Source organism: Butyrivibrio sp. (assembly GCF_015056685.1).
Classification (GTDB): domain Bacteria; phylum Bacillota; class Clostridia; order Lachnospirales; family Lachnospiraceae; genus Butyrivibrio.
In genome coordinates, this window is the sequence record NZ_SVFW01000009.1 from 59,014 (window position 1) to 83,285 (window position 24,272).

The window sequence follows — 24,272 nt, forward strand, 5'->3', positions numbered from 1 at the left end:
ACGCTTGTCTGTTATTGTCATTTTTACGTGAACGTATTATCATTATAATATAGATAAAATAGACTACATAAGAACATGATCTGTAATTTCATGCCACGAAGATAGATCATTATCAGAAAGAGCGAGGTGATAAAAATATGTATATAGCAATGCAATGTGCTGACAGTAACGGCACTCTGAACACCGAGATATGTACTTTCTACGGAATAAGATATGACACCAGATACAGATCTGCTGTTATTTCAACAGAACACCTTAACCATGACTATGTCGTTCCCATGGATCCAAAGGATTATGAGAGCGCAGCAAACCAGATCATGGAAGCCATGAAATCACATGCCAACATGATCAAAATAGAAAAAGGCATTGTCTGCCGCGGAAGAAAAGGCGAATCCAGACACGTTAATCCTCAGACACTTACAATCGTTCCCATCTGATTGCCTTATTCTTCCATCATGTAAAAAAGTTAATTCGTCGACAATATCTGAATAAGCCAGTCTACATCCTGCATTGCCTTATAATCGTTTCTTTCCACAGTCTGAATAACAAGCACATTGGCTGCCAGAATATCTCCGACTATTTCGTTTTTGTGCTCTCTATGCACAAAAGTACAGTGATTGAAATCTTTTTTAATGAAATCAATCATATAATTTCTGTACGAATCGCCTATCATCACAAATCTTTGGTCATTTCCGCTGTCGCTTTCTGTCCTGTAAATATTGGTAAAATGGGTAATGCCTTCCGTTTCCGCAAGCATAGTCACTTTTGTCTTGTAATAGGGATAATACTCATAAAAGGGCGCAAAGGAAGAAGCATCGAGGTTTGCCAGTTCTATCAGGTCTCCTCTTGCATCGTACTTGGTCTTATTCATTTTAAGAGATGATACGCTTTTTTGCGGCATACCGATAAGTCCATACAAAGCCTGCGTTCCAACATATGCGCCTACATAGTTCCAGTGGCTGTCATATTTGTAATAGGGGTCATAGCTGCTTCTTACAGAAAGCATCTCATTTACGGGAAAAGAAACTCTGACACCCGTATTGGCCTTAATATAATCATAGAGCCTTGGAACTCTTTTATATGTATTTACCACATCCAGTGTCGGCATATATTCAGGGTAAACAGTGCTCTTGTTGGGCGCAATGATCATAGCAAACATTATCCCTCTTGCATCGCACATAGCCTGAAGAGTACTGAGCTTTTGGGCATAAAGAGCCATATCTGCATCACTTAATATATTCGTTCCCAGATCATAGGGAGCTTCCTCAGGTCCATAGAGAAAAAGCCAGTCATATCGGCCCATAAGAGTCGTAAACACTACGACAGGAGCCATATAACTTGCATCAACAAGCTTTTCCGTTTCATCTCCTTTTTTTGTTGCGTCACATCTTGTACAAAAATAATTTGTATATCCACCACTTATATAGGTGGCATCCACAATCTCTTCCACCTGCCAGTCATGACCAAGGGCAGGAAGTTCTTCTTTTATAGTCTCATTAGTCTTGGTATTTAGTTTGACCACGTATCCCGGGGTCTCACAACCAGGCTCTGCCTCTTCAATAATTTCATATAACTTCTCAAGAGCTTCTTCCTCTTTCTTTTTCTCTTCCTCTTCCTCTTTCCTTTTTTGTTCAGCTTTTTTATCAAGAAGATTTATAACTTTCTGGCTGCTGTAGGCTTTTTGTGTTCCGGACTTGGAAACTGCCAGAACAGCCATTTCTTCCCTCTTATCCGTAACGTTATATAAAGCCTTCATCGCTGCAGGCTTTATCTCATCTTCATAGGGACTCTCAACGGCAGCATTTACCGATCTTCTGACAGTTATTACCGAGCTTCTGAAGGGCGCCCTGTCTGCAAAATAATCAACGACCTTTTCCCCTGAGAGCGCAAGGTCCGATAAGTCAGTGATTTCAGTTTTTTCCCTCTTCTCACCGATGTCAAAATTCAGCCTGTTAAAAAGATCTGCATCTGCAATCTTTAATCCATACCAGGCTATAGATGGGATAAATAACACCATAACAAAAACAGCAATAAAGAACTTTTTCATGTCAGTCCCCTTTCCTAAAATTGGAAATATAAAAATGGATTATATGAACCTGCAATGATTTCTGTCATAGAAAGAATAAAAACAGTTATCGCCAAAATACCTTTGATATTTTCCCACAACATACTGCCTTTTCCGGAAGAGAGTTTCTTATCAATTCCCCCATAGACCGGAAATGATATTACAGATCCCACCAAAAGAGCTATCATAACTCTCATTGAAAGGTAGGAGAATACCGTATAAACCGAATTTCTTTTTGAAAACATTTCAGATAAAAAAGACATTCCCTGTTCTATATTAACTGATCTGAACATGGCAAAACCGATGGTAACCATTGCCAGTGTATAAAGCCTGTTCAGGATTTTTACAGGATTCTTCTTTAGAATTTTGCCTGTAAAAACTCTCTCAGATATAATCAGTAATCCGTTAAAAAGTCCCCAGGATAAAAATGTCCAGTTAGCTCCATGCCACAGACCTGTAAGAGCAAATACGATTATATAATTAAGGACGAGCCTTAAGTTGCCGCATCTGCTGCCACCAAGGGGAATATAGACATATTCCTTAAACCAGTTGGACAATGAAATATGCCACCTTCGCCAAAACTCCTGAATGGATGTGGACGAATAGGGATGTTCAAAGTTTTCTTTGAACTCAAAGCCAAACATTTTTCCAAGTCCTATTGCCATGTCAGAGTAGCCGGAAAAATCAAAATAAAGCTGCAGGATATAGCATAAAGCCCCAAACCATGTAACCCCGGCGCCAAGGCCCTTTATGTTAGTTCCCCATATAGCATCCACAGGCTCTGCCAGAGTATTTGCTATAAGTACTTTTTTCCCCATTCCAAAACAAAATCTGATAACACCGTCAAAAAACTTATCACTTCCCACTTCTCTTTTTGAAAGCTGCTTTTCTATATCGCTGTATTTGACAATGGGGCCTGCAACCAGCTGCGGAAAAAGTGATACATAAAGTGAAAACCTTATAAAGCTCTTTTGAACTACGGCGTTACCCCTGTACACATCTATCACATATGACATTGACTGGAACATGTAAAAAGAAATACCAAGAGGAAGTACGATATCAGTGAAAGTATCTGCAAATTTGAAAAAAGAAAGTATCACGATGTCCAAGGCAACTGTAGGAATCAAGGCTATCCTGAAGCCTTTTCCTATGGCAATGCCTCCAAAAAAATTAATTACAAGCACTAAAAGCAAAAGGAAAAGATATCTGTAACCGCCCAGTCCATAGAATAAAATTGACGCTGCAAGCAGTAAAAGATTACTTGCCTTTATTCTTTTTTCATCATCATTTCTAAAAATGAAGCTGCTTAAGTAGTACAAAAAAAGAACAATCGGAAGAAATATCCACACAAAAAACACAGAGCTGAAAACCATTGCTGTCTCCTGTTTACTTTATAATAGTTTGTTTCTACTGCGTTATTTTATAAATCTCATTGCCATCTGCACTGTAATAAGCAAATGTAACTTTTTCAGGTCTTATTTTTGAATTAAGTTCTATTTCATCTTTTATGCTCTCTATCGTCTCTGACCAGGAATCCTCTGCTTCGAAAGCCTCTTTGATATATCCAAGCTTTTCATCATCAAAATCATCAACGAAATAATAGCTGTATATCAGGTCATTTCCCGATATCTCAATATCATAGTCAGAATACACATCTCCACTTACTTCAAGAAATTCTTTTGTGGTATTTGTAATTTCTTCCTTTGCCATCTGAGAAGACATGAGTTTTTCAAGATTTTTGCCTGATCCAAGCATTGAGAGCATCATTATGATCATAAGTACTCTTTCCATTTCTCCTGCCTTTCTGCGAAAGAAATATAATCGTCCTTAAAACCTCAATAACCCCGGCTGCCTAAAAAAGGCAACCGGGCTGGAAATAATTATTCTAAACCTCTCTCTTCAACATTATCAAATTCTGCTACATAGCCAAAATCATCTGTAGATACTACTTCATCAGGCTCTCCGTCGCCATTTTCATCTTCGGATGCTTCTACGCTATATACACCTACCGTAACATTAAACAATCCTTCATCTGTCTTCTCTATTCCGGCAGTTACCTGGTAATGAGTATTTTCATCACCTGAAGAGTCAAAAGTTGCTACATTAAGGCTGTTATCAATATTATTGTAATAACAAGGATTATTTTCAGTATTATCATCGGTTACATATACATAATCCGGTCTTTCTGACACTGTATGATTACCAAATTCTCCGCTGTATGACTGTACCAAAACGGTGCCTTTATCAACTTGCCATGCAGCAGGATGAGCCCCCTCTATAACAGAAACTTTGTTTGTGATATGCTCTATTATCCATCCATCTTCATTTAAGTTGGTGTCTTCATCATGTCTTACATAATCATCAGTTTTATCTACCAGATTATTCTCATTAAAGTCATAATTATATATTGCTGCGCCATAATTGCCTTTAGCATATTCCTGCCCCCTGACCACATATAAATTTACCGGGGTCCTATTTTTGGCACTTACAACAGCAACTTTCTCAAGAGATTGCGCTCTTGCAAGTGCGTATCCATCATTTGCCGGATTTACAGGCGCAGGTGCCGGATTTTCTCCTCCATTTCCTTCTTCCGGAGCTGCAGGAGCAGGATTTTCTCCTTCAGGTTCTGCAGGTGCAGGTGCCGGATTTACCTGTTCGTTATCTACAACAATAAATTCATATCCTGCTTCTTCATTATTGTTTTCTTCATTTCTTTCTATTACTACACTTCCGCCGCTTGCAGCTGCCTGATGGACAGCCTTGGCAAGTTTTTGCGCAGCTTTATAATTATTTACACCCAAAGTTTTGGATGCCGAATAAATATCAGGCGTAATTACAATTGAGCTATCTGCAAGAGATGTTACGGTTACTCCCTTTTCATAGCATGTCGCCAGGGTAGGAGATGGTCTGTCCTCATCTTTTCCGCCTCCCACATAATGAACGTAATATGCAACTATATCGTTGCCATAGGCTTCTGCAAGATCACTGTTAAGTGCCGCATAGGCTGAAGGATCAAAATAATCGTTGCAGGTCTTGCCTTCAAATATTCCATAATTACAAAAATGACTAAACAGCGCTTCAAAACTGTCACCAAGTAAAGCCACAAGCTCAGGGTTCTGCTCTTTGTAATATTCATAATCAAAGATAGTTCTGACAGCAGCTTTCTGCGCATCTGTCAAAGTGCCATAACTAACGGCACTTGCATCTGTTGTCTCAGTAAGACCGGCTGCCATTGATGTCACCGGAGCTGCAATCATAGTACCGGCAAACACAAAAGCCGCCGTAAGAGAAATCAAAACACGTTTCATAAACAAATACCCCCTTAACAAATGAACGTTTTTTCTTTGCTGTTCAAAAATTGTAGCATGAAAAACGCACCTGAAACCGACCGAATAGACTGTCATAATAACCGCTTTAACATGCGTATCTATGCGGTTTATCGGCTTTTAAGACTATGTTAAGAAAGTATTTATACACTTAATTTTCCGTTCATAAAATCACAAAATACAGACAGAAAGTTTTTTCACTTTACACACATCACAATTTCGGGTGAATGTTTCTCCATATACTTATCCTTTGCCTTTTCTCCCACTGCACATATGCACTTGTAGGTTCCTTCAAGTCGCTCTTTTTCCCTTCGAAGCCTTTCTTTGTCATCTCCCCAGATAAGAACAAGGGGAAGCTCATCAGCATCAGCATCATCTTCTTTTTCAAGCTGTTTTTCCTTTGGGATATACTCTTTTAACAGTTTTTCAAGCTTTTCAAACTTCACGGGCTTACTCAGGTAATCCGTAAACCCCATGGAAATATAACTTTCCTTTGCACCAACAAGGGCATCGGCTGTAAGGGCTATAACAGGCGTTCCCTGAAGCAGATCCTGCTTTTTCATCTCCATTAAGGTCTCCTCACCATTCATCTGCGGCATCATCTGATCCAGCAAGATCGCATCATATTTGCTTTTCTTAACCCTTTCGATACAATCTATGCCTGATGAAACAAGGTCAAGCTTAATTTTGGTATCGCGAAGAAGACCTGAAATTACTTCCAGGTTCATCTCATTATCATCAACTATCAAAAGACTTGCCTGCGGCGCATATAGAGACGCCGTTTCAATTTCAGCCTCTTTTACAAAATCATCAACGGCCTTGCTGAAATCTCCAATAGGTTCGGCATTTACTACTTGCTGCGGAATTCGGACAGTAAAAGTACTCCCTGAGCCATATTCTGAGACAACATCTATATTTCCGTTCATTATCTCAACCAGCCTCCGGGTTATATGAAGCCCAAGCCCTGTGCCTTCGATATTTCGATTTCTTTTTTCATCAAGTCTTTGGAAACTTTTAAAAAGCTTTTCCATATCCTCTTTTTTTATCCCAATTCCTGTATCCTCGACCCTAAGTGTAAGTAAGGCAACATCCTCCTCGTCACCTTGCTTATTTACGTACTCTGCCGATACATCAATCTTAACTTTACCTTTTTCCGTATACTTAACGGCATTATTTATGAGATTAAGCATCACCTGCTTGACACGAATTTCATCTCCGTAGAGTTTTGAAGGAATATCCGGATTTATATTAAACTCATATTCCAGTTCTTTTTCCAAAGCTCTGTGCCTTGTCATATTTATTACATCGTTTAAAATTGACGCAACCTGATAGTTTACAGGTATTACTTCAAAGTTTCCCGCCTCGATCTTACTAAGGTCAAGAATATCATTTATAAGTGCAAGCAGCGTATTTCCGGCACTTTTTATATCAAGGGCATACTTCTTGGTACTGCGTTCCTTTGTATCACGAAGTATCATCTCATCCATGCCCAGAATTCCATTAAGAGGAGTTCTGATCTCATGGGACATATTTGCCAGAAACTCATCCTTGGACTTATTTATGTGCATAAGCTCATTAGCTTCAAGCCTTATGCCAATGAGCTGCTTAATAGTATGGATAACCGCGCATATTAAAAATCCAAAAAGGCCAAACGCCATATAAACACCGGAGAACACGCCATCATGACTAAAGATGTAAAAAAAGATCTGTAAAACAGCAGAAAAAGCCAGCACCGCAAACCCTGCCGCGACAAGCCTGTAAGAATAGATAAGATGTCTTTTCATATCTATGATAAGAGTACAAAACATTACCATTATGCTTAGAAGGGCACATATGGCAGCATACAAAAAGCTGTCAGTCAAACTCATTTTTCCTGACACAAATAAGAAGATACATACCACATAATTGATTATTTCAAGGGTACTTGCAACTATTATTGCTTCTTCATACCTTGAACTTTGCAGGGAATTAATGAATACCAAAAAGGGTATTGGCATTATCATTACCATAAGAAACGGCACCGCCTGCACTACCGCAAGATTACTGCTATAGAGCTGTCTGAATATGGAATTGCCCAAAACCCAGCATGCTCCAAGGATCACCCCAATGGCAAGGTGCTCCATTTCAAGGTATTTTTTGTGAATATGCTTATAGCACACCGCCGCAATAAGACATAAAAGCCCCAGAAGCAAAATGGAAGCTCCTACAAACAATTCCAGCCCGTATCTGTCTGAAAGCATTCCCAATATACCTATTCTGGTGCCTATATATACTTCGTAGATCATCCCGGAATTGTATTCGTAATGAACTCTCAAAGTCTTTCCGGCATCCTCAGGATATATGGAAGCCATAATAAAGCACTCCGCTGACTGATCCCCAAAAAACTTATAGTCCTGTGTGTGAAGGCATTCCCTCAGTTCATCACCCACATAAATATCCATGTCCATTCCCCTGAACCATAAAGCATTGTAGTCTTTGTCAAGGGAATCCGGCAGCCTTGTCTCAAGAGTAATATCCCCGGAAGCTTTTCCCGGAACCAAAAAAGGAACTTTACTTCCGTCTTCTTTTACTTCCACCCACTTATCGCCCGGAAGTTCATCACATATCATTCCATTTCGTGGAGAATTAGCCGGAAAGACTTGTTCTCCTATAAAAATATATCCAAAAGTAATTATCAAAATTATAGTCAGAATTTTTCTTATAATCTTCATAAACTACCTTCCGTTTGGCGTAAAATTTACCCTATGACAGAATAAATCTCTTTTATCAGTTCTGTTGCCGCATCGTAGTTAAATTCTGAAATATATTTTTCCGCTTCTTTTAGTTTGTTCATGTAGTCAGCTTTAAAAGGATAGCCGGAAAGCTTTCTTGCAAGGAAGGATGCTTTCTCATCATCAAAATCATCAAGTGCCTCTAAAAGTTCATCTGCGGCAGCCTTTGCCTCCCCCACAGAGATCTCATCTGAAGCTTTTTCCTCATCCGCTTCGCCTATCGGTCTTATAGCCTCCACTGTCTTTTTATACATATTAAGGGCTTTGTCGTAAAACTCAGAAACTATATCCTTATTCCCGCTTTTTGCGCCCATCTCCAAAATTTCAAATAAACTGCTAAGTTCAATCGCACCTATCATCCTGGCATTGCTCTTTAGAGCATGCACATAGATCATATAGTCATTTAAATTTTCTGAATCAAGACTGTCTTTCATCTTTTTTATATTGTCATCATAGCTTTGGTAAAAGCGTCTTAAAATAGACAGATATTTTTCCTCACTGCCCGTGTACTCTATACCGATATCCGGCTCAATACCCACTGCTTTCAAAAAATCAAAATCCATTCCCATAGATTTTCCTCTCATCCGAGAACATCAATTATCTTTGCAACAAGTTCAGATTTTTTGGTTGGTTTCACAATATAGCCCTGCGGTTTTAACTCTATCAGCGTTTTTAGCACTACTTCTTTTTCTGATACTCCAGTGAGGAAAACCACAGGAATCCCTTCAAATCCCGGTACTTCTTTAAGATTTTTAAACATTGTAGGTCCATCCATCCCCGGCATAATATAATCCAGAAGGATCAGATCCACCTTCTTTTTTTGTAAAACCTTAAAAGCAGTTTCGGAATTGCTGACTAAGGTGGTATCATAAAACTCTTTTAAATGTTCTTTTATCTGCATAAGCTGACTGACATCATCATCAACAACCAGAATATGCCTCTTGGCACTTGGTCTTAAAGCGTTTGGATTGACAAACTCTGTCAGCAAAAGCTCTTCATTATTGTCATCAGGGTATTTTTTCTCAACTTCCTGGAGTTTGTCGTACAGAACATACAAAGACACCGGCCTTGATAAAAAGAACATACGCTCAAGGGTGGTATATTTCATGAACAGCTCTCTATCCTCAAGATTTGCCACCACCATTATGGTAACACCGGCAAGGGATACGCACTCATTTAGGATATTAAAGACTTTGACGGAATCCTTGGTTTCGTTGCCAAGGCATATTATTATGACCCTTGGCATTTCCGCAGGGACACGGTCAAAAAGATCATCGTGGTCAGCCGCGCATCTGACAACACGATAATCTCTGTCAGTTACTAAATGATTGTAAACATCATTGGCAATTCGTTTGTTTTTACCTGTTATCATCACCTTCAGCGCCATGATTATGTTTCCTCAGCCTTTCAAGATCTTCATTTATCTCTGTTATCTGGGACTTGTAAAAGAAATAGTGGAATAGCCATAAACCTGCATAGATAATGCTCATGATAAGCGCTACGATAAAAAAATCAATAGTTTCATCCGGTGAAAACCAGCCACACACAAAAGATGTTAGATAAAAAAACAGCATGGTGAAAATATAATGAGTAACTGTTGCCTTTAAAAGGCTGATATTTTCCACCCAGTAGCTTGTGGCTCCCCCAAGACCGACAGCACCAAGCAGTCCACTCATTACCATGGTAATGAAAAATGCCAGAATCGGACTGTGGCAGCGTTTAAGCAGCACATCGCTATATACTGCAATAGTGTCATTTCCTAATGATGCAGACGCCGATAAAGCTGTAATCATCTCCCCAACGATAACTCCTATTCCAAACCCCAACGCACATCTAAACTTAAATCTGTCACGTATTGTCATAGGATGCTCCTTTTTATCTGTTTTTTAAGAAATTTTTAATACTCTTGACACGGCTTCTGGCTACCCAGGACTTGGTTCCATCATCAAACTCAACGCCTATGGTACCTGCCATGTTAATGTCAAAGCTTTTTACCTTATGGAGATTTATTATCTCTGATTGGGAAATACGTATAAAACGATCCGGATTAAGACTTTCCTCAACTCTGCTTAAAGGTTTTCTGGAAATATAGGATTTATCCTGCGTATGTACTATGACCTTCCTGTCCTGCGTATATACTCTGATAATGTCCCTCTGTGAAACAAGGTGCATGATATCCTCCACATATCCGATTATAAAAGGATATGCGTTTTCAGATACATCTTCTATTGCGCCGACGATATTCTCGACCTGCTGCGTTCTCTCTTTGGTCTGTATAGTAACTTTGGGGTCTGCATATTTCTCATCCAGTATAATATCAATGTCCACCATGCTTCTCATATTAACTACCATCCATCAATCATTAGCTTCTGTCGATTATTTTTTATTATAAACAAAAGGTTTAAGTTAATTTTGACATTTCGATTATTCGGTCGTTTTGATTGTCTATTTGGTAATATTATTATAATGCTGTTTTTGACCCTTTTGACTCAGGAAAATCCAAATGAAAAACAATATCTAAATTTCATAAATCGTTTCTAAAATAATTCTTACCAAATCATAATCAAAGCCGCATGGTTAGTGCATTTGGTCGATTTTAAATCCTATTCGGAAGTTCATTTTATACCTTTTTCTGTTATCCTAATACCACATCGTTAAGACACGAATATTCGTTATATTAGTTGTTACGATTTTCTTATGAACAAGGAGGTTTAATATGCAAAAGAAATTTCTGACAAAGTTAACTGCTATCGCTACCGCAGGTGTTTTTGCGGTATCCATGCCGTCAATGACTGTTTTGGCTGAAGAGTATCCTGACGGAACAAACCAAATTACATGCGAGCCAAGTGATAACGACATCGTACATGGAGATATTGAAACCACAAGCGGAATGTATGCTATACAGGCACAGGGCGGAAACGGCACCGTTGAGGGCGATGTTATAGATAAAAGTGGCAACGCAACCGCCGGCGTTCAAGTAAATGGTGATGATGGAGGCGGTACTATTGTAATTCAGGGAAGCATTGAGGGTTTTGTCTATGGTATTGACGGTGGTTTATACGACCATAATGCAGATATATCTGTAGGCGAAGATATCAATGCCAGAGATATAGGTATTTACGTTACTAACCAGGATATAGCCGTCGGAGGCGATGTAAGCGGAGGCGCTGCCGGTATATACTCTCACAATTCCGAAATTACTGTTGGCGGGGATGTTACATCTAACGGCGAAGTGAAAAGTAATGCTGCCAGTACTCGTATCGGTTATGCTTCCTCTGATGGAACAGAAAGCGGCATAGGAATCATCGCAGATAATGGAAGCAATATAAGTGTTAAGGGAAGTGTAAATGCTGCAAACACCGGTATTGAAGCAAAATATAATGATGATCTTGAGGAAATATCAGAAGCTAACGCAATTGTAAGTGTTGGCAGCGACGTTACCGCAGGTTCACTGGGAATCTATGTAGATGACGCGACCGTAACTGTAGGTGGTGACGTAACAACAACAAACGACTATAGTACTGCAATTGAGGCATCTGGCGCCACAGTAACTGTTGGCGATAATGTAACTGCAGCCGGCGACGAATCTACAGGTGTTAATGTATATTCAAGCACCATAGACATAGGCGGAGATGTAAATGCTAAAGAGATAGGAATCTTTGCTCAGGATTCAACAATTGATGTCAAAGGAAGCGTAGATGGTGGCACAGTAGGTGCATACGCCAAAGATAAATCCAATATCACAATTGAAGGAGACGTATCCGGAACAGCTATTGCTGTAGGTGCACTTTCTTCTACAGTCACTATAATAGGTGACGTAACTTCTGATGGATCTGGAACCTATAAAGACGGTGATTTAGACTTCTCTGGAACCGGTATTGCAACGCAGGCAAGCAGGGTATTTGTTGGCGGAAATGTAACAGCCGGATATAATGGTGTAGAAATCGGTCTCAATCCTGAAGAAGACGAGTACGATGATGAAAATGAAGATGATACAGATAGTGAAACATATGTTGTCATAAAAGGAACTATAACTGCAGAAAATGGAATAGCCATTGCAGCTTGGGATACAGATACTGCTGACGACGTAATGAATGCTCTTCCCACACTGTATATTTATCAAATTGCTTCCGAAAATCCCATTCTCATAAGAAATGAAAAAATGGACGATGATGCCCTGTCTGCACTTACTCAGACAGTAGCTGAAAATATTAACTATATCATTAACTCAGATGATGCTATCACCATCGATCCAACTTCAGTCACAAATTACATGGATTTCTACACAACAAGGCTAAATAACGCTTTTACATTTACTGTTGCTGATGGATATGAATTTAACACTAATCATTCTGACACATTTACAACTGTTTATAATGAGACAACCGGTAAGTGGACTGCTACCCTTACAAGCGTAAACGGAGGAATAAACCTCACCACTATAAATCCTAATGGTGGCGCAAATGAGGAAGATAACAACGAGCAGAATCAAAATGAAAATCCGGATAATCACAATGGCCAAAATGGTAATGCAGATAATAACAATGGCCAGAATGGCAATGCAGATAATAATGATGATCACCGAAATCAAAACGACAACATTGATAGAAACAATGCAGACAATAATCGTAACAACGAGCAGAATGTTATAAATCTATCAGCAGATCAGGCTCCTTCAATAGAAAATACCGGCTTCTACGGAGCACCTTTAGGCGCAATTACTGTTTCATCCGGTGCGAGTCTTGCAAACGCAGCCCCCGCTGTGGAAGGCGCTGCTGCTCCATCCAGAGTATTGTCACTAAACGTTTCTGAGCTTACGCCTGCACAGCTTCAAACTGCAGTAGTTGATAATATTTCTTCTACACCATCAGGCGGAACTCTTAGAATCGAAACAACTACAGCATCATGTTTTGACCAAAAAATGCTCGAAACATTCGCCCAAAAGGGTGACATTGATATTGAAGTTCTTTTCACCTATGGCGGAAAGAAGCTTCGCGTAGTCATCCCGGCAGGTTATGATATTACTAAGCTCCTGGATGAAAAAGGATACTGTGGATATCTTCGCCTTGCAGAAATTCTCGGTGCTACAGAAGTATAATAAGACAGCTTAAAACACTAATCCCCTCCAAAAAAAGAGGCGTTGAAAATTGATTACTCATTTTTCAACGCCTCTTTTTATCTACATATCATTTTCCCATTGACGCTATAAGCGCATCTATTTCCGCCTGACTAAGCATCTTTCCGGAATCTGCCGCAGCCGGAGCTGCAGCTGGTGCACCCGCCGCCGGTACACTTGCTGGAGAAAAGCCTCCTCCACCACCTGCCTGCGATGATTTGCCCATTATACTCGCAAGTAATTCCTGCTGTTCAGCACTAAGTCCATTTGCATCCATAAATTATCTCTCCAGGTTACCTTTTTTCTGTCAGTCTATGATCTACTGTTTCGTTGCCTAATGCACATACTTCCATGTTTAAGGTTATTGTATATAGTATAAAAATATTCGTCAAATAACCTTTTTCTAAACATCTCTTAAACTACTGATAAAAAATTATACCTTCTTACCTGTTTTACATATGTCTTTCAGGCAGCACTCTGCGCACTTAGGGCGTCTTGCGACGCACACTGCTCTTCCGTGAGTAACAAATCTGTGGCAAAGTGAATTGCCTTCTTCAGGAGGAATGATCTTCCAGAGCTCTTTTTCCACCTTAAAAGGCTCTTTTATATCATCTACAAGTCCAATAAGATTGCAGAGTCTTATGCAATGGGTATCTGTCACAATTGCCGGTTTTCCGAACACATCTCCCATTATAAGATTGGCACTTTTCCTGCCAACTCCCGGAAGTGCCAAAAGCTCTTCCATATTGTCAGGCACATTTCCGCCATATTTCTCATATATCACCTTCATGCAGGCTGAAATGTCCCTTGCCTTGGAATTGCCAAGTCCGCAGGGACGCACAATCTCTTCGATCTCTGAAACTTCAGCCTTTGCAAGAGCCTCCACTGTTGGAAACTTTTCATATAATATTGGCGTTATCATATCCACTCTTGCATCTGTGCACTGAGCCGCCAGTCTTACGCTCACAAGAAGCTGCCACGCCTTGTCATAAGCAAGGGTACAGACCGCATCGGGATATTCTTTTTTTAATCTCTCAATTACCTCTAGGGCAAGCTTTTTCTTAGTCATATTTTTAACCTGTGTCATCCTTCTGAAAAAAACTATATATGAAATAAAGATTGAATGCTATCTATTCTTTTATATATCCCGCCCGTGTGGTATCCTAATGCAGTTGGTGCTTTTTAATGAGGTGCCGGCGGGGGAGGAAAAGTATGATTAATTATTATAACGCGTTCATATCCTATAAGCACGCAGATCTTGACAATAGGGTTGCTGCTGAAATTGTTAAGGGACTTGAACATTACCACATTCCCGGCAAGATCAGGAAACAGACCGGGGTAAAAAAGATCGACCGCATCTTCAGAGACAAGGACGAGCTTCCAATCACAAATGATCTAAACGATACCATTTCTGAGGCTTTGAAAAATGCCGATTATCTCATAGTTATCTGTTCCACCAATACCAAAAAATCCACCTGGGTTGAAAAAGAAATAGAGACTTTCCTGCAGAATCACACCATGGGACAGGTTCTTACTGTTCTTGCTGATGGAGAGCCCTATGACGTAATACCAAAAATTCTTTTGACATCTAAAAAAGAGATTCAGGATGAGAACGGAGAAACTCACACTATTGAAGTTCCGCTTGAGCCGCTTTCCTGCGACTTCAGACTTCCTATAAAAAGAGCAAGAGCTGAAGAGCTTCCTCGTTTGGCTGCTGCCCTTATCGGCTGCTCCTATGACGAACTTATGAACAGGCACCGTCAGTACAAGATGAGAAAGCTTACTGCCATCTTTGCAGGCGCTATGGCCCTTATGATCGGCTTCACCGGCTATATGCTCTACAGCAATTCACTTATCCATAAAAACTACATTGAGTCCCTTCGCAACAAGTCAAAATATCTTGCAAACGAGTCGCTAAAGCTCCTTGAAAACGAGAACCGTATCGAGGCAATGCAGCTTGCTCTTGAGGCTCTTCCAAAGGATGAAAAGGACGAGACGCCTGTAACTCCTGAAGCGCTGAAAGCCATAACTCAGTCATCCCTTTCTTATGTATCGCTTGCAGGATCAAATATTGATGCAGCCTGGAACTACCAGATGTCAAACCAGGTAAGGGAATATAAGGTTTCAAACGATGGTTCAAAACTGGCAGCTGAGGATCAGGGCAACAATGTCACTGTTTGGGATACTACGACTCATCAGGTTCTTTTAAACTGCAATGTTAATCAATTCGATGGATTATTCTTTTTTGATGATAACACTTTGATCGTCTCAAGCTGGGATTTCATCGACGCCTACGATCTTAAGACAGGCGAAAGGAAATGGCGAAACGAGGACCTGAGCACAGTAACCGAGGATATATTCAACTACACTGACACCACTTTCCTTGTTCCGGATTCCCATGGCAGAATATCAGAAGTATCTGTAAAAGACGGCTCAGTAGTTAATACCATTGATTTCAATGTTATCGAAGAGAAATACAGCATGGATTCCTGTGACGAATTCGTGTTATCACCTGATAAAAAGAGAATTGCTTTTTGCCTTGGTCAGGGGACAAGTGAAGAGCATACATACCTCCATAAGAGTTACTCCCTTATGGAATATGATATTCCCACAGGTGAACTTCTCTCTTACCCTTTGGAAGATCAAAAAATTCACTATATTGCCTATTTAAACGACAAGTTGTACGTTGCATGTAATGATGGCACTCTGGATGGCAGTGGGAAAATGTATGATAACATATACATAACGGATGACCATACCGGAATTTACTGCTTTAATTCAGGGGAACTGGCTCTTAACTGGCAATACGATTTTGTTTCTACAAACTACGCGATAAACTGCGGTTTCAAGGTCTTAAATGACACCAAAATGGCCTTCTATGCAGGAAACATGGTCCGTGCCTGGGATAATGAAACCGGTGAACTTCAGCTTGAAGATAATGTAAACGAGCCTATCATATCTGTAAATGAAACAGGAAAAGAACTCTCTCCTATGTACATTACCAAAAGCGGTTCCATGGCAACACATACCACCATGAGCGAAACTTCGTCAGGTCTTACGCTGACATCACATTTTACTGATGATCTCACCGACGCTATTATAAAAAAAGGTATCTATACCCATCAGGCCTACTCCCATACAATAGTCTTCTATGGCGTTGGAATTTCAGATGAAGACTGGACCAAATTTGACAACTGCCCTGTATATGAAAACACATTCAGCTGCTACAACCTGGATGAAAAAGTCCTTTCAATTGCTGTATCCGATGGTGCCGATGGCTCAGATATCTTACTTTTTGATTCAGACCAAAAGACCTACAAGACCTCTGTTCATGTAAGTGACAGCTGCAGATACTCAAAAGTAAAACTGCTCGGAACCTGCGAAGGAAAATTTTACTATGCCTTCACCGAATATGATGATAAATATAATTCCATACTATACCTTGCATCTTATGACCTTGTGACCAAAGAGCAGACAAAAGAAAAACTAAACGATAGCTACGGACCTTCCAATGTACAAATGGTTTTAAGTGATAACAACCTGGTTTATTACAATAACATCGATTACTATAATTCGGTAGTTGTATTAAACGATCTGGAATCCGGCGAAAAGACAGAAGTAAACCTTGATGACCTTGAGGTTCAATATTGTAAAGCAATTAAGTATTTTTCCAAGGCAAATCTGGCATATATCAGCTGTGGTTCCTCCGATATGCCAAGCTATAAGATAATAGATTTTAACAACAATACCTCTTTTGACATAACTGTCCCTTCAGGTTGGGAAGCGCCAACAGATATAGCAATTGATGACACAGGAAAAAGAGTTGCCATAACAAATGGTGAAGTTATCTTGCTTAAGGATATCGAAGGTGAACTCATCCAGGAAATTTCCTGCAACAACGCTTCTCCGATGGGGATGGCATTCCTTGATTTTGAGAATTTAGGAAACCTCCTGGTAGTTCCCTATTCAAACGGGTCCATGTTCAGATATAGCGGAGATGATGGCTCATTTATCGGTAAAAGTGACCTCTCAACCTATTACAACAACTACGGTGAGATAGCAACTTTCGAAATTGACAAAGAGAATAATCTTCTTTATGTACTCGAAAGCAATATCCTCAACATCTTTGAACTTGACAACTGGGTTGAAGTTGCTTACATAGAGCACTGCTATGGTCATCACAAAGGTACAGATACCTTTCTAACATGGGCTTACAGTTCAAGCTCAAGTGAATTAGAGGTTGGCTATTTCAAGCACTACACTACTCAGGATCTGATTGCCAAAACAAAAAACTACCTTCAGGGAACAGAGATGTCTGAAGCAGAAAGATCCATGTATGGATTAGATGGCTAATTATTGCACAAGAAAGCATCTGGCAAAAAGCATGCTTTCTTGTGCAATTTTATTGATTAAAAATAATCATTCTTGTATTTTTATGCACTCTTGGTAGACAATTTCGTTTACAGTTGTATAATTATCAATAAAATTGCATATTAAGGAGAAGAACAATGAAAAAAGTAAGTAGTTTTGTTGGGAAGTACATGGCAATCATTGTACTGGTAGTAGCTGCGCTGGCTCTTTTTGTACCAGGAACATGTCTGTGGATCCAGACATCATGGGTAAACTACCTTCTTATGGTAGTAATGTTCGGAATGGGTCTTACTCTTAAGCCTGAAGATTTTATTCTTGTTTTCAAAAAGCCTAAAGATATCCTTCTTGGATGTGTGGCTCAGTTCACCATTATGCCACTTTTAGCTTTTGCTCTTGGTAAGGCATTTGGCCTTGAAGCAGGTCTTTTGGCTGGTGTTATCCTTGTTGGAACATGTCCAGGTGGCACATCCAGTAACGTTATCACATATCTTAGTAAAGGCGATGTTGCTTTGTCAGTGGGGATGACAAGCGTTAACACACTCCTTGCTCCATTTTTAACACCTGCAATCACATACCTTCTTCTTAGAACTTCTGTAACTGTAGATGTTTTGGGAATGTTCGTTTCTATCATCAAAGTAGTTATCGTACCTATTGGCCTTGGATTTGTCATCAACAGATTCTTTGGAAAGTTTACGGCCAAGGCAGCTGACGTCCTTCCACTTGTCTCTGTTACAGCTATCACACTTATCGTAGCAGCAGTTGTATCACACAACGCAACCAGAATCCTTGAGACAGGTGCTGTTGTATTCGTAGTAGTTATCCTTCACAACCTTTTAGGATATGCATGCGGATACCTTCTTGGAAAGATCTTAAAGCTTCCTGTATCCAAGCAAAAAGCTCTTTCTATTGAGATTGGAATGCAGAATTCAGGTCTTGCAACATCTCTTGCAGGAACAGCTTTCCCTGATCTTGCAATGGCAACAGTCCCAGGCGCAATCTTCTCAGTATGGCACAATATTTCAGGTGCAATCCTTGCAAATATCTACCAGAAGCTTGTAGATGATTCAAAAAAAAATGACACTGAGGAAGAACCCATTTTAGAAAAGGCTCAGTGATCCTAAATTGAACTTTATTAAAAATGCTTACGCCATCGGCGTAAGCATTTTTTAGTTACACTCCAAACAGAACCTGGTAAAAGAGCTTTTTCGTCTTCTCTTTTCCTATGGCCTTGATAAATACGTTTGTGGAAGGACCGCCGTTTTCAATCAGGTCATTTACGTAGTTCAGAGTCTTTTGCTTTTTTAGTGCAACATCACTGACCTCAACATGAGGCAAGCTCAAATATGTCTCCAGATACTCTTTTGCAAGTGCATTAAATGTCGAAGACAGATTCTTTTTTCCCTTAAAGGACATACAACCTGAAAGCTTGATGTCATCATACCAGTGCTTTCCCATATCTCTATAAGGAAGATAGTCATACTTTGATACCAATGCTTCAAGCCTGTCCAGATTGTCTAATGTATCAGTGTCAACCACAGTATCAAAAGGCTCTGCAATCAAAATATCATTCCCCATGGCCTTTATCCTGTCATAGGATAAAAGAGGCAGATCAGCCTCAGATGGCGTAAATATTATGGTATCCATTTTCATGAGCCCAAATAAGCCTTTAGCCGTCATTACAGATATATGCCCAAGATTTTTAGCTTCATAGGCCTTTATATCAAAGCGCATGCCATTGATCTTTAATCCATCATACTCTGAAGTATTTACAGGTTCCAACTCATAATGAGTTTTTATAATCTTAATCAGTTCATCCAGACAAGTCATAACCAGCCTCACTTTCCAAGTACAAGGTCAGCAATTCCGGCCTTATTCATGACTATCACGCCATAGAATAGAAGTCCCTGTCCAACAATGTTAATCATCTGGGCAATCCAGTTCATGTAGCTCTGAGTAAAATCTTTGGATGAAAGATATCCCATTGCAAGTGAACAGAGAAAAGATATAACAAAAACCGCTATGAGAAATGGCTTTTTAAGCTTTACTGCAATTATGCACAAAGCAATATATATCATAGCAAGTCCAATGCACATGCAGCTTACAAATATTGCTGTGCCTGTAAACACAGGTGGTGCAACGGCTAGCGCAGCGTTTTTGCCCTGTTTGTGAAGAAGCATTGCAAGTATGCCTATTCCTGCCAAAAGAAATCCAATGGACTGAACTGGAAAGAATATATCATTCAAAGGCTTGAAATCACAGATTCCTGCGGCATAAAGAAGCTTATAGAGTGCTTTGGCAACTCCTGCACAGATTATATCAATTGTGCCCACAGCAAAAAGTGCGAAGGCGCCTTTGCTCATTTTGTTATACAGATCCCGTTGCAACATTATTGCTGCAACGGCAAAAAATATAACCGGTATAAAATCTATGATTCCCATTGTGATCGAATAATTTTTCATATGTAACCCCCAAGATGTCACTTATCAACTAGTTTTTTTATTCAGATGATAAATAGGAATAAAAGGAAGAATGATCGGTGTCTTATCCGCATAATGATTATATGCAGCGTCATTGCCATAGCGTGCCATCTGGCGCTTTTCAAGGCGCTGAGCCCCGTTGAACATGATATAAACGATGCAGACATATGCTATTATGGCCATAAGCCACTGTCCAAGTCCCTGATAAGTTGTGATTCCTGCAACAAATACCCCTGTCCAGAAAATAATCTCCCCAAGATAATTCGGACATCTGACAATTTTGTAAAGTCCTTTGGTTGCTACCATATCAGGCCTTTGCTTTTTCTGGTCTGATTTCTGTTTATCTGCAAGTGACTCGAGTCCAAGACCAAAGACAGATATCAGCATGCCAATTACAGGAACCAGAACATCCTTTGATCCGTTTGCATATCTAAAGAGCATTGGGCTCACCTGTGCTGTATAAAGAATAGCAACGAATACCCAGATTGAAATGCTTACAAACACAGGTATTTTCTTGTCATTTCCTGTTGCTTCCTTCAATGTCTTGCGATAAGCCGCATTTTTTATCTCTCTTATCAAAAGAAATCCGGACAAACGTGCGCCATAGGCAAGAAACAAAGCAGCCTGTAAAATAGCAAGAACAACAACTCCTTCTGACCAGCCATACTTCAAAGACATAATTAAAATAGTTATGCCGCCACCGGCAATTGCAAATCCATATCCAATAGACAGAAAGTACACATATTTATAGAAGCCCACTGCACTTAGTACAGCGCAGACAAGGCAGATTATAAGTAATGAATTCCAATACATAAATTATTCCTCCAAGTGAAAATACCTGCCACTTTTATCAGACGGCAAAGTTGTCTTTTATATATTCAGCAAAGCTCATATCTCCATATTTGGTTGAACCTACCATATCCTGAGATAAAGTGAATTTTGAGAAACGGATGATTGCTTCTTTTCCATTCTTTTTGAGCTTATTCACAAATGCAAGTACATCAAAGAGCCAAGTAGGAGCCTTCTTGATCACAGGCTCTTTTCCTGCTGCCTTAAAGCACATTGTTGCAATTTCTTCATATGTGTAAGTCTCTTTTCCGCCTACATCATAAATCTTGTTGTCATCAAGCATATGCTTTACGATGAAATCAGCAAAATCTTCAGTTGAAATAACGTTGCAGCTGACAGGTGTATTTCCAAGAAGGGTAACGGCGCCCTTCTCGACCATTGGTCTGAATACTTTTACAATGTCGTAAAAATAGCCTGTTGGTCTGTGAATAACATATGAGAGGCCGCTTTCTTTCAGCTTCTGCTCGAAAAGATATTTTGCGTGTACCATAGGTACTTTTTCAGGAGCCTGGTCTGCTCTTATTACTGAAATATAGGTAAAATGCTTAACTCCCGCTTTTTTGGCTTCATTTAATATGTTGAGATTCCCCTGATAGTCGATATCATAATTGGAAATTGTTGCAGATCCCTTTGTAAGCCCCACAGTTGTAATAACTGCGTCTGCGCCATCGCATGTTCCCACAAGTGTCTCAGGTTTTGTCACATCTACCTTGGTAAAAGAATATTTGCCATTAAGTTCAATATCTCTCTGCATCATGTCAAGCGCAACAACTTCATGTCCTTCCTTTAACAGAGTTTTAAATATATCTGCGCCCAAATTACCATAAGCGCCTGCAAGTACAACCTTCATTTTTTATCTCCTCCATGTCATGAATTATTTTTTCTTCTTTTCCTGGGCACGCTTGTCATTGATTATCTTCATGTGCTCCTCAGTTACAAGTTCAACGTTATTCTCTCTTGCCCACTCAACACAGCCCTTAAGAGCAGCAGGTAAAAAGACTCTTGGAACACCCAATAGGCACTTAAGTGCATCATCAGTAAACTTTATCTTGTCATCAGCTCTTTCTGCAGCATAACGAACAGAAGCAAGTGACGCTTCGCGAACCTGCAAAAGCTCTGCTCTCATTCTTCTCTTTCTGTGGAACCAGAAGTTCTTTGAATCCCTGTAACCGTAATCTACAGGAAGTGGCGGGAAATCTCTTGCTGTCACGCCGTTTATTATGGCATCGCGATATTTCTTTTTCATAAGGATCTTGTCGATTCTTAAGATAAAGTGCGCACCAAACTTACTGGTTATTCCGTTGAAATCGTGATATGGACCTTCATAACCTTCAAGCTGTCCCGGAGCATCGTTCGAAGCTCCATCAAGCTCTCTCATCCATGTGCACTCGATCACTTCTATTGCATCTGTCATGACCATTGGGCGCAGATCCTCTGGATTTTCCTCCTGAATAAGGCTCTTTTCCAATTTGAAATTACATTTTGGCATCTTTTCGGATGGCTTATCGCCAGGCCATGAAAGCTTCACTGCCTCATGAAAGTTTTTGGGATTGTCATCGATAAAGTTGATTGCACATTTTCCTGTGCGCAAAATATTCTGTGCTGTGTTAGATGAATTACGACAATTAAGAAGCATTGCGTAATAATCCTTACCAGCGACATAATATGGCTGGATCAGGGAATAGGGTCCCAGATTAGTTGAGCCGTCTTCGCACAAAGTGCTGATAAGAACGGTAGGCATCGGAAAAAACAGTGATGTCTGATAAAAATTGTCTACGATTCGCAAGTTTTCAAAGCTACTCATTTCATACCCTCCGCTTTTGTGATTTATAGCTAAAAAAGACGCTTCCCCATTTTGCGCCTTTTCAAGTCTCACTTTTAATTTATATCCGCTGCAAAAGCGGACTTCTGTGATTCATTTAAATACTTCACATCTTTAAAAGAATTCTAAAGATTCCCGCCTGTTTCTCAAATGGAACATCCTCAAGTGTCCAAAAAAGTATAGACTCCGCAATATGACTGGCCATAAAATCAGGTTCATCATAGCTTTTATCAATACACACAGGCAGTATTATTTTCGCAAGAACTCCTCGTAGCTGCGCGTGTCTCTCAGTAAAGACTGCGGAATAAACTGATGCAGCTTCCTTATCTTTAAAAAGAAAGCTGTATTTGTTTATAAAGACCTTGAGATAATCATGAATTCCCTCAAGAAATATAAGTTCTTCTGAAGTGTCCAGCTTTTTCATTTGAAGAGTACAATTTTTCCAGTCTTCAAGCATAAATGTTGAAATCAGCATATCCTTTGACGAGAAATAATTATACATAGTCCCAACGCCAATTCCGCAGGCTGCTGCAACAGATCGGATAGTCGTCTTTGAATAACCATTCTCAAAAAGCTGTTTTTTTGCTTCTTCTATGATTTGTTCCTTGATGTTTTCTATAATTTTGGGCATATCTATCTTTCCTGAAATCAAATTAACCATAGCTGTGCGCTGCTGTAGCTACAGCCTTCAATATTTTATGAACGTGTTCGTTTAAATGGTAACAATCTCTGATTTAAAAATCAATATTTTGCTGAAAATACGCTTATTTTCAGAGAAGTCTACAATTATCAGGTTCTGTTTTTGGTAGAAATTTAAAGAGAGGACATCTATTCCACCTAAGCATAAGTGGACCAGTGTCCTCTCTTATTATTCAAAACTCTCCATGGTTTTAGCAAATTCAGACATGTACTTTTCATTATCATCATCTGCCATTTTCCTGAACCCGGCTATCTTTTCATCCGTTAGTATCTCGTAGGATATGAATTTAAGCACCTTTGCCGCATTTTCACTTTTTAATACTATCTGCTCATAGCAGTTTCCTACCATGAGCAGCTTCATAGCCTCCTCATCAGACAAAAAGCCGCTGGTAATAACCCCGAGTGTATCGTGTATCGTATCATTAGCAATAGGTCCGATGATCAAATCATACTCATTTAAGTAATCAGGCATGCTCCGTCTATTGTTGAAAATATATTCAAACCATTCTTTATCCCGGTCAAAGCGCTTGATCTTCAGATTTTTTTCATCAAGCTCATACTTATTTATGATGATATCAGCATCCTTTTTCTCAACCACCCAGCGGCCTGCAAACTCATATTTATCAGAAGTATAAAAGCCCTGCCCAAAATCGGCGTTTTTCCTGCCATAATGGATATCAGGACTTTCTATGACACTGTAACTTGCATGAAATAATGTAACCATATGGTGTACCTCTTTTTCACAACTGCCCATAAGGCAGCCGGCATTCTTAACA

22 protein-coding genes are annotated in these 24,272 nt (G+C 39.7%); 4 read left to right on the top strand and 18 right to left on the bottom strand.

What is annotated here, in order from left to right; translation table 11 throughout:
- Window positions 1-137: 137 nt before the first annotated feature.
- The gene (locus tag E7303_RS04835; protein WP_292144096.1) at window positions 138-437 is read left to right on the top strand and encodes a hypothetical protein; all 300 of its coding nucleotides are present in this window, start codon (window positions 138-140) and stop codon (window positions 435-437) included.
- Window positions 438-466: 29 nt separating this feature from the next.
- On the opposite strand, the gene E7303_RS04840 is transcribed toward E7303_RS04835, so the two are convergent.
- From E7303_RS04840 to E7303_RS04880, 9 genes are all read right to left on the bottom strand, one after another.
- Window positions 467-2,047 (bottom strand): alginate O-acetyltransferase AlgX-related protein, encoded by a 1,581-nt coding sequence (locus tag E7303_RS04840; protein WP_292144097.1) that lies wholly within the window; start codon window positions 2,045-2,047, stop codon window positions 467-469.
- A 14-nt stretch (window positions 2,048-2,061) separates the two neighbouring features.
- On the bottom strand, window positions 2,062-3,438 hold the full coding sequence (locus E7303_RS04845) for an MBOAT family O-acyltransferase (RefSeq protein WP_292144098.1): 1,377 nt from the start codon (window positions 3,436-3,438) through the stop codon (window positions 2,062-2,064).
- Between the two features lie 34 nt (window positions 3,439-3,472).
- Window positions 3,473-3,856, bottom strand: coding sequence for a DUF4854 domain-containing protein (locus E7303_RS04850; RefSeq protein ID WP_292144099.1), 384 nt, complete (start codon window positions 3,854-3,856; stop codon window positions 3,473-3,475).
- 89 nt (window positions 3,857-3,945) lie between these two features.
- Entirely contained in the window at window positions 3,946-5,373 is a 1,428-nt protein-coding gene (locus tag E7303_RS04855) for a hypothetical protein (RefSeq protein WP_292144100.1), read from the bottom strand.
- 215 nt (window positions 5,374-5,588) lie between these two features.
- The gene (locus E7303_RS04860; protein WP_292144101.1) at window positions 5,589-8,102 is read right to left on the bottom strand and encodes an ATP-binding protein; all 2,514 of its coding nucleotides are present in this window, start codon (window positions 8,100-8,102) and stop codon (window positions 5,589-5,591) included.
- A 26-nt stretch (window positions 8,103-8,128) separates the two neighbouring features.
- Window positions 8,129-8,731: an Hpt domain-containing protein gene (locus tag E7303_RS04865; protein ID WP_292144102.1), complete on the bottom strand. Its 603-nt coding sequence runs from the start codon at window positions 8,729-8,731 to the stop codon at window positions 8,129-8,131.
- Between the two features lie 11 nt (window positions 8,732-8,742).
- On the bottom strand, window positions 8,743-9,549 hold the full coding sequence (locus tag E7303_RS04870) for a response regulator (protein WP_292144103.1): 807 nt from the start codon (window positions 9,547-9,549) through the stop codon (window positions 8,743-8,745).
- Window positions 9,521-10,024: a DUF3021 domain-containing protein gene (locus E7303_RS04875; RefSeq protein WP_292144104.1), complete on the bottom strand. Its 504-nt coding sequence runs from the start codon at window positions 10,022-10,024 to the stop codon at window positions 9,521-9,523. The genes E7303_RS04870 and E7303_RS04875 overlap by 29 nt, the downstream gene beginning before the upstream one ends.
- Window positions 10,025-10,037: 13 nt before the next feature.
- Window positions 10,038-10,502 (bottom strand): LytTR family DNA-binding domain-containing protein, encoded by a 465-nt coding sequence (locus E7303_RS04880; RefSeq protein WP_292144105.1) that lies wholly within the window; start codon window positions 10,500-10,502, stop codon window positions 10,038-10,040.
- A 376-nt stretch (window positions 10,503-10,878) separates the two neighbouring features.
- Between E7303_RS04880 and E7303_RS04885 the strand changes: the two genes are divergently transcribed.
- Window positions 10,879-13,260: a beta strand repeat-containing protein gene (locus E7303_RS04885; protein ID WP_292144106.1), complete on the top strand. Its 2,382-nt coding sequence runs from the start codon at window positions 10,879-10,881 to the stop codon at window positions 13,258-13,260.
- Window positions 13,261-13,348: 88 nt separating this feature from the next.
- Here the strand turns inward: E7303_RS04885 and E7303_RS04890 are convergent, their stop codons facing one another.
- Together E7303_RS04890 and E7303_RS04895 are read right to left on the bottom strand one after the other, a co-directional pair.
- The gene (locus E7303_RS04890) at window positions 13,349-13,555 is read right to left on the bottom strand and encodes a hypothetical protein (RefSeq protein ID WP_292144107.1); all 207 of its coding nucleotides are present in this window, start codon (window positions 13,553-13,555) and stop codon (window positions 13,349-13,351) included.
- A 156-nt stretch (window positions 13,556-13,711) separates the two neighbouring features.
- The gene (locus E7303_RS04895) at window positions 13,712-14,347 is read right to left on the bottom strand and encodes an endonuclease III domain-containing protein (protein ID WP_292144108.1); all 636 of its coding nucleotides are present in this window, start codon (window positions 14,345-14,347) and stop codon (window positions 13,712-13,714) included.
- Between the two features lie 143 nt (window positions 14,348-14,490).
- Here E7303_RS04895 and E7303_RS04900 point away from each other — a divergent pair, with 143 nt between their 5' ends.
- Both E7303_RS04900 and E7303_RS04905 read left to right on the top strand, forming a co-directional pair.
- A complete protein-coding gene (locus E7303_RS04900; RefSeq protein WP_292144109.1) occupies window positions 14,491-17,631 on the top strand; it encodes a toll/interleukin-1 receptor domain-containing protein in 3,141 nt (1,046 codons plus the stop codon).
- A 155-nt stretch (window positions 17,632-17,786) separates the two neighbouring features.
- Entirely contained in the window at window positions 17,787-18,764 is a 978-nt protein-coding gene (locus E7303_RS04905; protein ID WP_292144110.1) for a bile acid:sodium symporter family protein, read from the top strand.
- A gap of 55 nt (window positions 18,765-18,819) precedes the next feature.
- On the opposite strand, the gene E7303_RS04910 is transcribed toward E7303_RS04905, so the two are convergent.
- From E7303_RS04910 to E7303_RS04940, 7 genes are all read right to left on the bottom strand, one after another.
- A complete protein-coding gene (locus E7303_RS04910) occupies window positions 18,820-19,476 on the bottom strand; it encodes a hypothetical protein (protein WP_292144111.1) in 657 nt (218 codons plus the stop codon).
- An 8-nt stretch (window positions 19,477-19,484) separates the two neighbouring features.
- A complete protein-coding gene (locus E7303_RS04915) occupies window positions 19,485-20,108 on the bottom strand; it encodes a hypothetical protein (protein ID WP_292144112.1) in 624 nt (207 codons plus the stop codon).
- 24 nt (window positions 20,109-20,132) lie between these two features.
- Window positions 20,133-20,939, bottom strand: a complete 807-nt coding sequence (locus tag E7303_RS04920; protein WP_292144113.1) for a DUF1295 domain-containing protein — start codon at window positions 20,937-20,939, stop codon at window positions 20,133-20,135.
- Window positions 20,940-20,976: 37 nt separating this feature from the next.
- A complete protein-coding gene (locus E7303_RS04925; RefSeq protein ID WP_292144114.1) occupies window positions 20,977-21,825 on the bottom strand; it encodes an SDR family oxidoreductase in 849 nt (282 codons plus the stop codon).
- Between the two features lie 24 nt (window positions 21,826-21,849).
- On the bottom strand, window positions 21,850-22,779 hold the full coding sequence (locus E7303_RS04930) for a hypothetical protein (protein ID WP_026522743.1): 930 nt from the start codon (window positions 22,777-22,779) through the stop codon (window positions 21,850-21,852).
- Window positions 22,780-22,903: 124 nt separating this feature from the next.
- Window positions 22,904-23,428, bottom strand: coding sequence for a TetR/AcrR family transcriptional regulator (locus E7303_RS04935; RefSeq protein WP_292144115.1), 525 nt, complete (start codon window positions 23,426-23,428; stop codon window positions 22,904-22,906).
- 237 nt (window positions 23,429-23,665) lie between these two features.
- The gene (locus E7303_RS04940) at window positions 23,666-24,220 is read right to left on the bottom strand and encodes a DUF3990 domain-containing protein (protein ID WP_292144116.1); all 555 of its coding nucleotides are present in this window, start codon (window positions 24,218-24,220) and stop codon (window positions 23,666-23,668) included.
- Window positions 24,221-24,272: the final 52 nt, after the last annotated feature.